Below are 15,748 nucleotides of genomic sequence, written 5' to 3' on the forward strand. Positions count from 1 at the left end.
AGGCGTTCCGGAGCAGCCGCGAAGCGCGGGACCGGCCGTGCCGGGCCGCCGGTATGCTGAGGCGGCTGCGGCACCCCCACCCTCATCACCCGTTCCCACGTGGTGAGTTACGGCCTGCCGCGACCGCGACGTCCCACGGCAGGAGGATGACAACAGGTGTTGATGGCGGGCCGCTACCGGCTGGACGAGTCGATCGGTCGCGGTGCGATGGGGGAGGTCTGGCGGGCGTACGACGAGACTCTCGCCCGGCCGGTGGCCGTCAAGCTCCTGCTGCCCCAGGACACCGACCCCACCGCCGCCTCACGTTTCCGGCTGGAGGCGCGCACCGCGGCCCGGATCGACCACCCGAACGTGGTCGGCGTCCTGGACTTCGGCGAGTACGACCACCGGCTCTTCCTGGTGATGGAACTCGTCGAGGGCGCCAGCCTCGCCCGGCTCCTGGCCCGGTCCGGCGCGCTGCCCGCCGACCGCGTGGCCTCCGTCGCCGGGCAGGCCGCCGCCGGGCTCGCCGCCGCGCACCGCCAGGGCATCGTCCACCGGGACATCAAGCCCGCCAACCTGCTTCTGGACGCCGACGGCACCCTCAAGATCGGCGACTTCGGCATCGCCCGCTTCCTCGACGACCCCGGCGCCGCGCTGACCGCCACCGGGCAGATCGTCGGCACCAGCCTGTACCTCGCCCCGGAGCGCGCCCTGGGGCAGCCGGCCGGCCCGGCCTCCGATGTGTACGCGCTGGGCTGCGTGCTCTATCAACTCCTCACCGGCCGCCCGCCGTTCCAGGCCGACACCGCCATCGCCATCCTGCACCAGCACCTCGACACCGCCCCCGTGCCACCCCGCGAACTGGGCATCGCCGATCTCCCGCCCGCCTTCGAGAACTACCTCCTCGGCCTGCTCGCAAAGGACCCGGAACCCCGTCCCACCGCCCAGCAGGCCGCCGACTGGTTCACCGACGGCGCCTGGCTCGGACGCCCCGAGCCCCTCCCCGACGCGGCACCGGCTCCCCGCCCGCCGTCGCCGACATCACCCGGCACGACCACGGGACCGACCGTCGCCGTCTCGGGACGAAGCGCCGTCCCAGGGCCTGGCACCGCCCCAGGGCCAGGCACCGTGCCGGGACCAGGCGCCGTCCCGGCACCAGGCACCCTCCCGAGCCGAAGCACCCCCCGGAACCGAAGCACCACCTCAGAGCGAAGCGCCATCCCAGGGCGAAGCGCCACCCCGGGGCAGGCCGCCGGGCTGTCGGGCGATGCCCGGCCGGGGTCACACCAGCTGGGCGAAACCAGTGCGCCGACCACGTACGCGCTGCCCTCCGTCCAAGGCGGCGCCGCCGTCGGCCGGTCCCGGGCACGCCGTCCGGAGCGACCCGGGCTCCTCCCCTTCCTCACCCGTCGGCCCCGTGTGGCGGCCACGGCCGCCGGAGCCGTGCTCTTCGTGGCCGCGATGCTCCTCGGCGCGCTGTGGTTCTCCCCCGACGACACCGCGGTAAAGGGCACGAAATCCGAGCCGTCGCCCCGTACGAGCACTCCCGCCTCCGCCTCGCCCCTGGTATCGAGCCCGGCTTCCACCGCCGCCCCGAGCCCGACGGCGGAGCCGAGCGGCAGCCGGGAAAAGCGTGACGACGAGAAGTCGGAGCGGGAGAAACGACACGACGAGCGTCAGGACGAGGAAGCGGACAAGGAGGAGGACGAGGACGACTGACGATCGAGGACGACTGACGGCAGCCCGATCCGCCTGCTGCCGAACCGCCCACTGCCGATCCACGACCGGGCGGAAACGACGATGCGGCGCCGGCCCGTACGGCCCTCAGCCCGTGCCGCGACCCGGCAAATGAGGGAACCTCACCTCCCCCGCTCCCGTCTTCGACGTCCGGCCACGAATGGCTGTCGGCATGTTGCCGACGACGATGGCCGCTGGGCATATTGAGATCCCGCCCTTCCGGGTGATCTTCCCTTGAGTTTCTCTTTTGGTCGCCGCGGATCCGAGTAATGAGGAACCCCTCATTACGATTTCCGGCAGCCCTCCCCCAGGGGCCCCACAGGGCGATTTTCAGCTCGTGCGGATAAGGAGAAATCCATGCAGAGCGCGCGGTTCAATGCTTCCGTCAATGCGGCGGCGAAGGTTTCCTATACGGCCCGCCGCCTTGTCGAGCTGGGCCACGGAAGCACCGGCACACTGGGGCTGAGCAGGCAGGACGCCCGTCCGCGGGCAGGCGACCTGGTGCTGTGCCGGGTGACCGAAATCGGCCAGCACAAATCCCTCGGGCAAGCACTCGGAAAGCGTAATCGGCTGTTCGTGGGCGACACGATCATAGTCGCCTATGGCGCGCGCTACGCCCCTGATCAATTCGAGTCAGAGGTGCCCGACGATCTCGGCCCCTGTGATCTGGCCGCCGGAGGAGGCATAGCCGGGCGGGTCGTCTCCTCCCACGCCAGAATGAACCCTCCCACCCGGCTGCAGCCCTTGGGTCTGGTCACCGACGAGCACGGCGCAGTCATCAACCTCGCCCGCCTGGCCCGGCCCGTGGTACCGGTCCTCGCACCGCGCCCGCGCACCATAGCCGTACTCGGCACATCGATGAACGCGGGCAAGACGACCGTGGCCGCCGCCCTCATACGCGGCCTCAGCCTGGCCGGCCGCCGGGTCGGCGCGGCAAAGGTGACCGGCACCGGTGCGCCCGGGGATCCGACGCTGATGGCCGACGCCGGCGCGTCACGCGTCATCGACTTCACCGACCTGGGTTTCCCCACCACCTACCAGCTGCCGATACCCCAGGTGATCCGCATACTGCGCAGCGCGATCACCGACCTGACGAGCCACCAGGCGGATGCCATCGTGCTGGAAGTCGCGGACGGGATCCTGCAGCGGGAGACGGCAGCGCTGATGCGAACGCCGGAATTCCGGGCCGACGTGGACTGCATCGTGTTCGCGGCCGGTGATTCGGTCAGCGCGGTGGCGGGGGTGCGGCAGCTGCGTGAGGAGGGACTTCCCGTCATGGCTCTGAGCGGGGTGCTGACGGCCTCTCCGCTGGCCATGGCCGAAGCGGTGGCCGGCCTGGACATCCCGGTGTTCGAAGCGGCTGCCCTGTCCGACCCGGCCGTCGCCGAGCAGATGCTCGCCGGCGGCGTAGGAAACGGGAGCCGGCCGGCGGAGGACGGCAGTCGGCTGACGGACTGCAACGGCCCGCTGACGGCCGAATCAGTGGCTTGACCGCGGCAGGACGGCAGCGCGTCCCGATGCCGCACACGCTCGGCGGTGTACGGCGCCGGCTGATGCTCCTGTTGGTGCTCGCGGGTTTCGGGCAGGCGGTCTGCGTCGTCGGCTTCGCCCTCCTGGTGCACGGCGCGGCCTACCGCATCACGCACGGCGGGGAGATCGCGTCCGGCCACGACCGCAGCGCGCTCTACACCCACGTCGCCGGTTACGGCCCCGGCACGCTGGCCGCCGGACTTCTCGCGTCGGCCTGCGCGACCGTACTGCTCAAGGCGGCGGGCGAACCGCTCGCGGAACGGCTGGCCCAGAGCTACGTCCACAGCGTCAGAATGCGCCTTTTCGATCACGTCGCCGGAAGCGAGACATGGAGCCCGGACCGGCGCACGGTCGGCGTCACCGTGCTCCGGTTCACCGGTGACGCCTCCGCCCTCCGGCTGTGGATCAGCAAGGGCGTGGCACCGCTGCTGGTGGACGGGGTGTTCGTGGCGTGCGCGCTCGCCGCACTGACCGCCATCGCTCCGGGGATCGGCGCGCTGTCGACGGCGACGATCCTCCTGGCCGCAACCGCCGTCGCGCTGTTCGGGCGACGGCTGCGCGAACGCGTACGCGAGACCAGACGGCACAACGGCCGGCTCGCCGCCTTCGTCAACGAGCGGGTCACGCACACGGCCGTCATGCAGTCCCTCGGACGGGTCGAGCAGGAGCGCCGGGCGATGCGGCGGCGCAGCCGTGAGTACGGCCGCGCCATGGTGCGCCAGGCCCGTCTCACCGGAGTGATGTCGGCGACGGCCGAGGCGTGCGGCATCGGGATACTGCTGATCGTGGTCACCGCGGGTCTGGTGGCGGGCACCACCTGGGAGGTCCTCGCTTCGCTGCTGACGGTGGCGAACTTCCTCGGCGGGCCTCTGACCTCGCTGGTCCGTGTGCAGGAGCACTGGCAGCGCTCGCGCGTCGCACGCCGCCGCATAGCCGAGGTCCTCACGGCACCGGCACCGCTGCGAAGGCCCCGCCGGGCCGAGCCGCTCGCCGACGGGCCCGGGCGGCTGGAACTCGCGGGGCTGCGGGTGTACGGCGTCCTGGACGCGTCGGCCGTCGCATGGCCGGGCCAGCGGGTCGTACTGCAGGGCCCTCCCGGCGCGGGAAAGTCGCTGCTGCTTCGGCTCATCGCGCGGCTGCAGGAGCCGGACGCCGGCGCGGTACTGCTCGACGGCCAGGACCTCGCCCGGCACGACCCCGAATCGGTACGGCGGGTGGTCAGAATGACCAGCTCGGAACTGCCGTTGCTCCGCGGCAGCGTGGGCAAGAACCTGCGCCACGGCGAACCACCCGACGCGGCGGTGGGGGCCGACGGGGAAGACATCGCGGCCTTGGCCGAGTTGCTGCCCGACGGCCTGCGCACCCGGGTGGGCGAGGGCGGGCACGGCCTTGCCACGGCCGTGCGCTACCAGGTGGCGGTGGTACGGGCGCTGCGCAGCGGGCCCCGGGTCCTGCTGCTGGACGAGGCAAGATCGGAAGCGGCACTCGGTTCCGACCTGGTGGAACGCCTGCTCGACCGGTATCCGGGCACCGTCATCTACGTCACCGACGAGCCCAAGCTCACCGCACGCGCCGATGCGCTGTGGCGAATCGCCGACGGCAGACTGACGGTCCATGATCCGGCGCACCGGCCCGACGAGCCCATGCAGCCCGGCATGGAGCCGGAGCTGGATTAGACCGTCGGCCCGAGACCAGGACGCGGGAGCAAGCCTGCACCCGCGGCACGGCTGAAGCTGCTGAGCAGCTTCCCCAGCATGATCGCCCTGACCAGGGGCAGCCCGGAGAACCTGAACTCCGGCAACGATTTCCGCCGGGTGTACGGCGACGGCACCAGCACCCGCTTCGACGACCTCTACGGCATGATCCACATCCCCCCTTGAGCGGGCCGCCTCCGCGGCGGGATGCAGCGAGCGGGACGCGACCGATGCGCTGCCCTGCCCGCCCGGAAAGCGACTTCGCCTGTCCTCAAGGACACGGCGGCGGTGCAGAGGTGATCGTCAGCGGCGGTCACGCCGTCAGTGGTCTGCCTCCGCGCCGATGAGGACGAACGCCATCGTGACCGGTTGGCCGCTGCGGTTGCGCCAGGCGTGGCGGGTGCCGTTCTGGATCACGATGTCCCCTGCTGCGAGCGGGGTGCGGTTGCCGTCGTCGAGTTCCAGCACGATCTCGCCCTGGAGCACGATGCCGTAGTCCACGGTCGGGGTGGCGTGCATGCCGTCGGGCTCGATGAGCTCGGCGATGCCGGGCGAGTCGCCCCGCTGCTCCACGTCGAAAGCGACGGGGTCGAACGCCGGGTCGGCCATCGCCGCCTCCGGCGGGAAGGTCAGGACGATGAACCGGGTACCGCCGGCTGCCGGGAGCAGGCTGACGACCTTCGGCGTGGGGTCCTCTCCGGTCCGGCTGACCGGTACGCCTGGTTCGGTGGCCCAAGGCAGACGGGAGACCCAGCCCGGCAGGCTGGTGAACTCCCGGCTGCGCGGGACGGGGCCGTCGCTGACGACGACCGACCTGCCGTCCTCGTCGTGGCCGGTGACGACTCTGCGCATGGGTCTCTCCTGGGTCGGTACAGCCCGAAGCAACTGGTGGATCAGTCGGGCCGGCAGCTGCCGGTCCCGGCCGGGGCGTCGAGAGCGCTCGCCCAGGCGTCCAGCACATCCGCCGTCGCAGGGGCGGGCGCCCGGAGCAGGGCTGATGCCACGGTGCGTACGAACAACCGGTGCCGGTCATCGGTGAGGTACTCCACCGGGGACTTGCCGTCCAGGCGCGCGAGCAGCAGAGCCGGCAGCAGTGTCGCGGCTCGCTCCTCGATGGCGGATCGGGGCTCCCAGTCGACGCACCGGAGGTACTCCGCGGCCAGCACCCGGGCCGACCGCAGCAGTTCGCCGCGACGGCCGGGCACCACCAGGCTCTTGAGAAGCAGATGGTTGACGCAGAAGGCCAGGTCGAAGGCCGGGTCTCCGTACCAGGCGCACTCGGCGTCCAGCAGTACGGGCCCCGCCGGGCCGACGAGGATGTTCTTGGGACTGACGTCCCCGTGCACCAGGGCCAGGTGCGTGGTGCCCGTGCGGTCGGCGAGGCCCTGGAGAACGTCGTCCAGATCGGGGTGCGCCGCCGCGGTGGCCAGCAGATACGGCTCGATGCGCAGGGCGTGGAAGTTGTCGTCGGTGGCGAACTCGGCGGCGATGGCCGCGTCGCCCGCACTCGCCGCATGCAGAGTGCCCAGTACCTCTCCGACGGCGGCCGCGGTCGCCACCGCCACCTCGCCGCCGAGCAGCTGAGCCTTCCACATCGGATATCGATCGGGGGGCAGATACGCCATCGCGAAAAGGCCGGCTTCGGGGTCGTGTGCCAGTAGCTCGGGCACGTTGGCTGGGCGGTGCCGGGACGCGAACCGCATCCATGCCCATTCGTAGGCGTTGCGCGAGATCGGCGCCTCCCACTCCGCCGCGACGCGCAGCCGGGCCAGCGCGCGCTTGACGCACAGGGAACGTCCCGGCAGGTCCACCCGCCACAGGTCGGACGAGACTCCGCCCGCCAGCGGCGTCCAGCGTGCCGATTCACCGGGCCGGGCGAGCTCGTGGGCGATCAGGAAGCCGGCCAGCGAGGGATCCGGAGTCGTCGGCGCGGAGGTCGGGTTCATCGCTGGTCACCCGATCCGGCGGGCCGGTCGCCGGGGTTGTTGCAGGGGTGCGCCGGTGCCTCGCCCGCGAGGACGCGTACGACCTCCTCGGCGGCGCGGCGGCGCAGTTCCGTCACGGAGGCGTCGGAGGAGAAGGCCACGTGCGGGGTGAGGAGCGCACCGGGCTGGTCCAGCAGTTCGGCGGGAACACGGGGTTCGCTCTCCAGCACGTCGAAGGCGGCTCCGGCCAGCTGTCCGCTGTCCAGTGCCTTGGTGACGGCGACGGTGTCCACGAGGCCACCGCGGCTGACGTTGACCAGCAGCCCGCCCGGCTTCATGGTCGCCAACTGCTCGGCGCCGACGAGATGGTGGGTGCCGGGTGTGAGCGGCACGTGGAGGATCACCACGTCGCTGCGGCGCAGTAGCTCCTCCAGGTCCACCATCTCCACGCTCGGGGTGTCCTTGGGCGGGTGCGGGTCGTGGGCCAGGATCCGGCAGCCGAACGCACCCAGCTTGCGCACGGTTGCCCGTCCGATCCGCCCGTATCCGACGACGCCGCAGGTCAGCGCCGACAGGCGGCGCAGCCGGGCGTTCGCGGGGTCCCAGCGGCCCGCGCGGACCTCCCGGTCGCACACGGCCAGGCCGCGCGTCCAGGCCAGCACCATGCCGACGGCGTGGTCGGAGACCTCCTCGACGCAGTAGTCGGGAACGTTCGTCACCCACGCGCCCCGCGCGGTGGCGGCGTCCACGGCGATGTTGTCGAGGCCGACCCCGAGTCTGGCGACGATCCGCAGCTCCGGCGGGATGTTGACCGCGGAGGCGGAGACAGGGGCCCAGCAGGTCAGAATCCCGGCGGGCCGGTGCTCGGCGACCAGCTCCTCGACCGCCTCGGCGGAGGCGGGTTCGGCAGGTCCGGTCACCATGGTGTGGCCCGCGCCCTCGATCACGGATCGCTCGACGGAGTCGTCGGGCCAGGCGTGGTCGGTGAGCAGCACGGTGCCTGGGCGGCTCGGTGGTGTCATCGCAGGTCGTCCTCGCAGAATCATGCGGCCGGGCGGCCGGGTGTCCCGCCCTTCGCGTCCGGTCAACAGCTTCGGTCATCGTCCGGACGGGCGACCGAGGGCGTGTCCGATGAGGCCGTCGGCCGCCATGGGCGGAATGGAGAGGGTCATGGGGCTCGGGTCGGGGTGCCGGCGCTCGCCGACTTGTGGTCGGTCCGGGCGCCGTGGTGCGTCCCTGGAACGGGTCACGGGATGCCGGGGCACGTCGAATCACTCTGTCACAGCCACGTGATGCTAACGATAGCATCAACGTTCCTCGACCCGTCAAGAGCGCGGGCACGGACTCGATCTCCGGCATTCACCGACGTGTGCGAAACCGGTCGGTGCAGGGAAAACGCGGACCGTCGAAGAAATCCTCTCCCGGCGTCTTGACGCGCCGGGTACTTCCGTTCATGGTTTCTGCCAACGCCGACCGCGTGACCGATATGTGTCCGCACGAGGTCCGGCTGTCGACGACGTCATAGCCACGGACGTCCCCGACGGGCGATACAGCACCGAATTCCGCATGCGGCGTCCGACCGCACCGCGGCTTGTCGCCCTCATTCCACAGAACGGCGACCACATCACCGTCGCCGACGCGAGTCCGTGTTCAGCTCACCGCTTCTCGTCATCTCCGTACGCCCCCGTATCGGCGAGGCATCCGCCGCGGCCTGCCGTGGCCCATTTCTCCTCAGGAGCCGCTATGACTCACGCAGCACAAGTCGACGCCCTTGCAGTTCCCGCCGACACCGCACAGGAAAGCGACCGCACACCCATTTCCAAGGGCATGATCGCGATGGGCTTCCTGCTGGTGGTCCTCTCCTACATGGTCAACGCGATGGACCGTCAGGTCTTCCCCCCACTGCTGCCCGACATCCGTCAGGACTACGGCTTCTCCCTGGAGCAGGGCGGGCTGCTGGCCACCAACTTCACCCTCGGCATGGCCCTGGCCGGCCTTCCCGCCGGGTACCTCCTGGACCACTTCCGACGCAAGACCGTGCTGCTGGCCAGCATCGTGATCTACTCGCTGGGCACGATGGCCACGCCCCTGGCCGTCGGCCTCGCCGACATGACGGTGTACCGCGTCGTCTCCGGCTTCGGCGAGGGCATGCAGTCCGCCGCCATCTTCGCCGCGCTCGGCGCCTTCTTCACCCGACGGCGGGGCCTGGCCTTCGGCATCGTCGGTGTGGGCTACTCCATCGGCGTGTTCGTCGCCCCGCTGATCGGCGTCCGGCTGATGAATCTGCACGGCACCTGGCACGCGCCCTTCTACCTGTTCGGTACGGCCGGCCTGCTGATCGCCGCCGCCTCCCTGTTCCTCGTGAAGACCGGCCTGACCGAGCACTCCGTCGAGAAGACGGTCTCGACCAGGACCTACGAGTACATGCCGGCCTCCGCCTACAACCGCAACACCCTCGCGCTGGCCGTCCACTCGGTGGTCAGCGGTGTGGCCATCTACGGGTTCCTCGGCCTCTACCCGACGTACCTCACCACCTCGCTGCACTACACCTCCGGGCAGGCCGCTCTGGCCATGAGCCTTCTCGGCTTCGGCGGAATGACGGCCGTGCTCGGTGGCTGGCTCGGCGACCGCGTGAACCCGCGCACCCTGCTGATCGGGAGCCTGCTGGCCATTTCCGCCGTCGCCGTGTGCATCTACGAGACCCAGGCCGGCGTCGGCGTGCAGTGCGTGTACGCCTTCCTCATGGGCGCCTTCGGGCTGGGCTTCATCTACCCCAACACCAACAGCGCCATGCAGCGGGCAGTCCGACCCGAGCAGATCGGACGCGCCTCCGGCCTCTTCGTCACCAGCTACTACGGAACGGCCGCATTCTCGGGACTGCTGTTCGCCACCCTGGTGGATTCCTTCGGCTGGAGCCGGGCCGGGCTCCTGCAGGTCACGCTCCTGCCGCTGACGGGCGTCGCCGCCCTGACCTTCGTCCGCCCGTCGCTGTTCAACAACGCGGACCGCTAGCCAGACCCTCCACTCGAAGCGCCCGGTATGCCGTCGATCGCCTGCGGCACCGTCATGGCTGATCACGCCGTTCCCCGCACCCGTTCAGGGCGCGGGGAACGGCATCGTATTTCGCCCGCCCCGCTCGGGCCACGACACGCACACGCCAGGGGCCTGCCCACCGTCGAACGGTGGGCAGGCCCCTGGCTCGGCCTGGATACCGCCCGCGAATTTCACTCCGCGCACGGTTGGTCCCGCACCGGTGGATTCGCCGACAGCATCCGGCCCACGGCGGTGGTCCGGAGTCAGACGCTCTCGGCCACAACCGGGTTGCGCAGCACGCCGATTCCCTCGATCTCGACCTCGACCTCGTCTCCTGGCCGGATGGGCCCGACACCGGACGGCGTGCCGGTCATGATCGCGTCACCGGGCAGCAGCGTCATATACCGGCTCAGGTAGGCGACGATGTCGGGCACGGTGAGCAGCAGGTCGGCCGTGCTCGCCGACTGCATGACCGTCCCGTTCACCCGCGTGGTCAGCGACAGCCCGGACGGGTCGAGTCCGGTCGCGATGACCGGTCCGAGAGGAGCAAAGCTGTCCTGCCCCTTCCCGATCAGCAACGTCCCAAAAGCGCTTTCCCTGCGCTGGACGATGCGGTCGCTGACATCATTCCCGCACGTGTAGCCGAGGATGTGTTCATGGGCCTCGGAGGGCTTCACATGGCGGGCTTCCTTTCCGATGACGACGACCAACTCGCCCTCGAAATGGATGAGTTCACCGTCCACCGGATAAACAATGGCATCTCCCGGTCCGATGACGGCCGTGCTCGGCTTCATGAAGCAGACGGGAACTTCCGGAATCGCATGCTCGGTCTCGTCGACATGTGAGGCGTAGTTGTAGGCGAACCCGAAGATCCGGGGCCGCTCCAGCGGCGGGAGAAGGACGACGTCGCCGACATCGTCGACGTGTCCCGTAGCGGCCGGCCCGGTGAAGGGATCGCCCTCGAATCTGGCGATCCGGGTGTCACCCGATTCGAGTTCTCCGTAGTGGCACACACCGCCGACGGCATACCTGACGATTCGCAAAGGAGACCTCCGCAATTGGGCAGCCGCGGGCGGCTGCACGGCCCATCCAGCAGTGCTAACGTTAGCATAAGGTGGATGACCACCCCGGCGTCCCACTCATCCGGCCACGGAGCGCAACTGCGGCGCTATCGTTGGCACACGGATAGCGACCGCACCAGGATCAGGCAGCTCGAAGGGGCCTCTACGTGATCACCACCAGGGACATCGCCGAGCACCTCGGCGTCTCCGTCTCGACGGTCGGCCGGGCACTCGCCGACGATCCGCGCATCAGCGAGGAGACCAAGTTCCGGGTCCGCCAGGCCGCCACCGAGATGGGGTACGTCGGCAACCGCGCGGCGCGGATGATGCGAGGTGCGTCCAGCAACGTGGTCGCGCTGGTGATCCCGGACATCCGCAACAGCTTCTACTCGACCATCGCCCACGAGCTGTCCAAGAACATGGAGGCCGAGGGCTACCAGCTCATGCTCTCGGAGACCGACGACGACCGGATGGTGGAGCTGCGCCATCTGCGGGAGCTGTCCGCGAACCGCGTCGCGGGCGTCATCATCGTGCCCACCGCGCGCCCGCACGGCGAATCCGTCAAGCTCCTGCGCGCCCTGCCGCACCTGCAGCTGCTGCGCCGCCACACCTCGCTCGGGTCCCAGTGGTTCGGCGTGGACGACCACGAGGCGCTGCGCCAGGCAACGGCGCATCTGGTGACGCAGGGCCATACCCGCATCACCTACATGGGCGGCCCCGAAGAGCTGCCCACGGGTGCGGAGCGGCTGCGCGGCTTCCGCAGTGCCCTGAGCGACGGCGGGCTGCCGGACCATGCCGGGCGCGCTGAACTGGGGCCGCCGTCGTCGGTGGAGCACGGCCGCGAGACGGTGCGCCGGCTGCTCAAGGGACCGGATGCGCCCACCGCGCTCGTGCTGGGGTCGATCCAGCTCACCCTGGGCGTCCTGGAGGAGCTGTCCGAGCAGGACGTGAACGTGCCCGCAGACCTGTCGGTGGTCGGGTTCGGGGACGAGCCCGGCTTCTCCTGGTGGGGTCCGGGACTCACCACGATCGGTCTGCCGATCCAGGAGATGGCCACTGGCTGCGCGCTGTGGCTGATGCGCCGGCTCAAGACCAAGCCGAGCAACGACGGCCCGTACACCTCCCTCTCCCCCGGATCGCTGATCCTGCGCGGCAGCACCGCACCACCCGGCGCGGCCGCGTCCGCGTCCGGCTGAACCGCCGCTCGCCGGTCACGAGGCCGTACGCCTGAAGGCCGGCGGGCCGCCGAGCACGCACACCGAAGGCGCCTGCGGCGATACCCGCACGGGGCCCTCGTATCGTCCGCGCGGGTCAGTCCGTTCCGCCGCGCAGTCCGCGCATGACGTGTGCCGTGCGCGCCAGCTCGTCGAGCACCTGCTCCGCGGCGGCCTCATGGATCTTGCCGGGGCGGAACGCACCCTCCTCGACGCGCTCGCCGACGAACGGGATGCTCACGGTCGGACCGATCGGCAGCATCCTGAGGTTCGCCACCACCTGCTTGCCCATCTGCACCGCCCGGGTGCCCGCCGACACGCCTCCGTAGCTGACGAACGCGGCCGGCTTGTGCTGCCACTCCAACACGAGGTAGTCCCACGCGTTCTTCAGCGGCGCCGGAAAGCCGCCGTTGTACTCGGGGGTGACGAAGACGAAGGCGTCGGACGCGTCGACGATACGACTCCATGCCCGGGTGTGGCTCTTCGTGTACCGCTGCAGAGCGGGTGGATGCGGCTCGTCGTAGAACGGAAGAGCGAGTTCGCGCAGGTCGACCAGGTGCGACTCGAACCGGCCGTACTCCAGGACCCGGTTGGTGAACCAGTCCGCGACGGACCTGCCCACCCGGCCGGGACGAGTGCTGGCCACGACAGTGGTGAGGGTCATCGGTGCCACGGAGGGTTCGGCTGTCATGTCGGGCTCGCTTTCGGTTCGGCCGCGGTCCGGCCCGGCGGGCCCACGCCACCCACCCGTGCTGTCCGTCCAGGAAGGGCGCAGGTCCGCCGGAGTACTCAGCGGAGCGGATCCATGCGAACGATAGCATTGCCGTGGGGACACCCCAAGGAGCCGACCCCTGCGCGCGACGGCGAGTGACGGAGACGTCACCTCCCTCTTGACATGAGAGCGAGCGCTGCGCACCATTGCGCTATCGTTAGCATTCGAGCCGCAGCGGGTGATCAACGCGCGTCATCGCCTTCGCCCCCGAACTCCCACCGGCCCGGCCACGGCGACGAAGACAGCCATACAGCGCTTCGCTCGCTCCCGGCCCCGTCGGCACGCCGATTCGGGTGCCCTACCGCAAGGTCGGCCGCGCCCCGGAGCGCTCTTCCGCACCCCGGTGGCAGCGCCTTCCCGCATCGGGGGCAGGCGCCGACCCCGCCCCCTCGATCATCCGAACTCCGAAAGGTTGCACCGCCATGACAGACGCGCGGATCGCCAAGCTCCAGGGCCGCAGGGTGTGGGACTCACGCGGGCGGCCGACCGTGGAGGTCGAGGTCCAGCTCACGGACGGCGCGGTCGGGCGTGCCATCGCGCCGGCGGGAGCCTCGACGGGTCAGGGTGAGGCCCTCGATCTGCGCGACGGCGGCGACCGCTTCGGCGGGCTCGACGTCCACCGCGCGGTGGCCTCGGTGAACGACGAGATCTCTCCCGCCCTCCTGGGCCTCGACACGACCGACCAGGAAGCCGTCGACCGGCTCCTGGTGGACCTCGACGGCACCCCCGACCGCAGTCGGCTCGGCGGCAACGCGATCGTGGCCACGTCCATGGCGATCCTGCACGCCACCGCGGCGTCGGCGGACGTACCTCTGTGGCAGCACCTGGCGGGCGGGCGGCCGGTGCGCATCCCGCTGCCGGAGATCCAGATCTTCGGCGGCGGCGCGCACGCCGAGCGTCGCGTGGACGTGCAGGACTTCATGGTGGTCTGCCCCGCGGCGGCCAGTTTCTCCGAGGCCCTGGACTGGACGGCGGAGATCTACCGGGCCGCCGGCAGCCTGATGCGCAAGGCGGGGAAGGCGCAGGGTGTGGCCGACGAGGGCGGCTTCTGGCCCGCGTTCGACTCCAACGAGGAGGCTCTGGAGACGCTGACCGTGGCCATCGAGGCCGCCGGCTTCACGCCCTCGACCCAGGTCGGCATCTCCCTGGACGTCGCGGCCTCCCAGTTCGGCCGCGGCGGGCGGTACACGCTCGCGCTCGACGACCGCACCCTGGACACAGCGGCGCTGGTCGACATGCTCGGCGGCTGGATCAAGCAGTATCCGATTCTGTCCGTCGAGGACCCGGTGGGCGAGGACGACACAGACGGCATGATCGAGTTCACCCGGCGCTACGGCCACCGCTGCCAGGTGATCGGCGACGACTATCTGGTCACCAACGCCAAGCGGGTGGAGGCTGCGGCCGGCAGCGGGGCGGCGAACGCCGTACTCGTCAAGCCGAACCAGGCCGGTACGGTCACGGAAGCGTTCCAGGCCCTGCGCGCCGGGAAGGAAGCCGGTTTCGGCACGATCGTCTCGGCCCGCTCCGGCGAGACGGAGGACGTCACCATCGCGCACCTGAGCGTCGGCTGGGACGCGGGCCAGCTGAAGGTCGGCTCGTTCACCCGCTCCGAGCGGATGGCCAAGTGGAACGAGGTTCTGCGCATCGAGGAATCCCTCGGCGATTCCGCGGAATTCAGCGGCTGGTCCGCCTTCACGATCACCGATTCCGCACCTTCCACGAACAGGCCGTAAAAGACCCAGAAGCATTAAAGTCAGCGAAATCCGAAGCCGATCGGAGCACGGAGACCACCATGCTGCCACCCGTCAATCTGCGCCCGAGTTTCAACATCACCCGAACCAGCCATGTACGTCTCACCGTGGCCGACCTCACCGAGAGCCGCGATTTCTACGTGAACGCCCTCGGACTCGTCGTCAGCGACGAGTCCGAGCGGACCTGCTACCTCCGCGGTCTCGCCGAGGCATGCCACCACAGTCTCGTACTGGAGCTGGACGCAGCGGGCGCCGGGGCCTGCCGGAGGATCGGCTTCCGTGTGTTCCTCGACGAGGATCTCGACCTCGCCTACACCTGGTTCCGTGACCGGGGGATGCCCGCGGAGTGGGTCGACATGCCGTACCAGGGCCGCACCCTGCACGTCAGCGACCCGGTCGGTACGCCTCTGGAACTCTGTGCGCACATGGAAACGCGTCCGAGGCTGCACATCGACTTCGAACACCACAAGGGCGCCCACGCGCAGCGCCTCGACCACTTCCAGACCTTCGCGCCGAACACCTACGACCTGACCGCCTTCTACGGCGAACTCGGCTTCCGCAACTCCGAGTACCTGGCACACGGCGACAAGCTGCTGAGCGCGTTCATGTACCGCAAGGGCACCTGTCTGGACCTCGCGATCGTGGAGAACGCCGGCCCCGCGCTGCACCACTTCGCGTACACCGTCTCCGAGAGCCGTGACATCTTCACCGCCTGCGACTGGGCGGGCATCCTCGGCTACGGCGAGGGCGTGGAGCGGGGCCCGGGGCGGCACGGTCCGGGCGGGATGCTCTACACCTATCTCCGCGACCCCGACGGCCATCGGGTGGAGGTCTTCAACAGCCACTACCAGACGATCGACACCGAGGTCGAACCGGTGCGCTGGGACGCGGCTTCGCTGAGCACGAACGTCCGCTGGGGGCTTCCGGCGCTGGAGAAGTGGTACTTCGAGGCATCGCCCTTCGTGGGAGTGAAGCAGACCCCGCCGGCCGAGACGCCGCAGCCGATGACGCTTGAGCGGTTCCTGGTCGAGCAGTCCGCCCACTGACCC

Annotated in this window: 13 protein-coding genes; 8 read left to right on the forward strand and 5 right to left on the reverse strand. The window is 70.2% G+C overall.

Annotated features, from left to right (window positions below; all coding sequences use genetic code 11):
* Positions 1–162: 162 nt before the first annotated feature.
* The 4 genes from GFH49_RS12890 (at position 163) to GFH49_RS40970 (ending at position 5,129) form a co-directional block, all read left to right on the forward strand.
* Positions 163–1,701 (forward strand): serine/threonine-protein kinase, encoded by a 1,539-nt coding sequence (locus tag GFH49_RS12890; RefSeq protein WP_155056093.1) that lies wholly within the window; start codon positions 163–165, stop codon positions 1,699–1,701.
* Between the two features lie 375 nt (positions 1,702–2,076).
* Complete coding sequence (locus GFH49_RS12895) at positions 2,077–3,210, forward strand: P-loop NTPase family protein (protein ID WP_230396265.1); 1,134 nt, start codon at positions 2,077–2,079, stop codon at positions 3,208–3,210.
* Positions 3,207–4,925, forward strand: a complete 1,719-nt coding sequence (locus tag GFH49_RS12900) for an ATP-binding cassette domain-containing protein (protein WP_155055993.1) — start codon at positions 3,207–3,209, stop codon at positions 4,923–4,925. Before GFH49_RS12895 ends, GFH49_RS12900 begins: the two co-directional genes overlap by 4 nt.
* Before the next feature lie 78 nt (positions 4,926–5,003).
* Positions 5,004–5,129, forward strand: coding sequence for a hypothetical protein (locus GFH49_RS40970; RefSeq protein ID WP_268867493.1), 126 nt, complete (start codon positions 5,004–5,006; stop codon positions 5,127–5,129).
* Positions 5,130–5,264: 135 nt separating this feature from the next.
* On the opposite strand, the gene GFH49_RS12910 is transcribed toward GFH49_RS40970, so the two are convergent.
* Genes GFH49_RS12910 through GFH49_RS12920 form a run of 3 tightly spaced genes read right to left on the reverse strand, consistent with a single transcriptional unit; the run spans position 5,265 to position 7,890 of the window.
* The gene (locus GFH49_RS12910) at positions 5,265–5,795 is read right to left on the reverse strand and encodes a cupin domain-containing protein (RefSeq protein ID WP_155055994.1); all 531 of its coding nucleotides are present in this window, start codon (positions 5,793–5,795) and stop codon (positions 5,265–5,267) included.
* A 41-nt stretch (positions 5,796–5,836) separates the two neighbouring features.
* On the reverse strand, positions 5,837–6,889 hold the full coding sequence (locus tag GFH49_RS12915) for a phosphotransferase family protein (RefSeq protein ID WP_155055995.1): 1,053 nt from the start codon (positions 6,887–6,889) through the stop codon (positions 5,837–5,839).
* Complete coding sequence (locus GFH49_RS12920) at positions 6,886–7,890, reverse strand: C-terminal binding protein (RefSeq protein ID WP_155055996.1); 1,005 nt, start codon at positions 7,888–7,890, stop codon at positions 6,886–6,888. Before GFH49_RS12920 ends, GFH49_RS12915 begins: the two co-directional genes overlap by 4 nt.
* A 721-nt stretch (positions 7,891–8,611) precedes the next feature.
* Between GFH49_RS12920 and GFH49_RS12925 the strand changes: the two genes are divergently transcribed.
* A complete protein-coding gene (locus GFH49_RS12925) occupies positions 8,612–9,880 on the forward strand; it encodes an MFS transporter (RefSeq protein ID WP_155055997.1) in 1,269 nt (422 codons plus the stop codon).
* Positions 9,881–10,164: 284 nt separating this feature from the next.
* Here the strand turns inward: GFH49_RS12925 and GFH49_RS12930 are convergent, their stop codons facing one another.
* Entirely contained in the window at positions 10,165–10,944 is a 780-nt protein-coding gene (locus tag GFH49_RS12930) for a fumarylacetoacetate hydrolase family protein (RefSeq protein WP_155055998.1), read from the reverse strand.
* Positions 10,945–11,129: 185 nt separating this feature from the next.
* Here GFH49_RS12930 and GFH49_RS12935 point away from each other — a divergent pair, with 185 nt between their 5' ends.
* Positions 11,130–12,158, forward strand: coding sequence for a LacI family DNA-binding transcriptional regulator (locus GFH49_RS12935; protein ID WP_155055999.1), 1,029 nt, complete (start codon positions 11,130–11,132; stop codon positions 12,156–12,158).
* Between the two features lie 115 nt (positions 12,159–12,273).
* Here GFH49_RS12935 and GFH49_RS12940 read toward each other — a convergent pair whose 3' ends face one another.
* Positions 12,274–12,867 (reverse strand): NADPH-dependent FMN reductase, encoded by a 594-nt coding sequence (locus tag GFH49_RS12940; protein ID WP_155056000.1) that lies wholly within the window; start codon positions 12,865–12,867, stop codon positions 12,274–12,276.
* Positions 12,868–13,370: 503 nt separating this feature from the next.
* Here GFH49_RS12940 and eno point away from each other — a divergent pair.
* On the forward strand, positions 13,371–14,681 hold the full coding sequence (gene eno, locus GFH49_RS12945; protein WP_155056001.1) for a phosphopyruvate hydratase: 1,311 nt from the start codon (positions 13,371–13,373) through the stop codon (positions 14,679–14,681).
* Between the two features lie 59 nt (positions 14,682–14,740).
* On the forward strand, positions 14,741–15,745 hold the full coding sequence (locus GFH49_RS12950) for a VOC family protein (RefSeq protein ID WP_155056002.1): 1,005 nt from the start codon (positions 14,741–14,743) through the stop codon (positions 15,743–15,745).
* The last annotated feature ends 3 nt before the right edge of the window (positions 15,746–15,748 follow it).

Source organism: Streptomyces blattellae, assembly GCF_009709555.1.
GTDB lineage: Bacteria > Actinomycetota > Actinomycetes > Streptomycetales > Streptomycetaceae > Streptomyces > Streptomyces blattellae.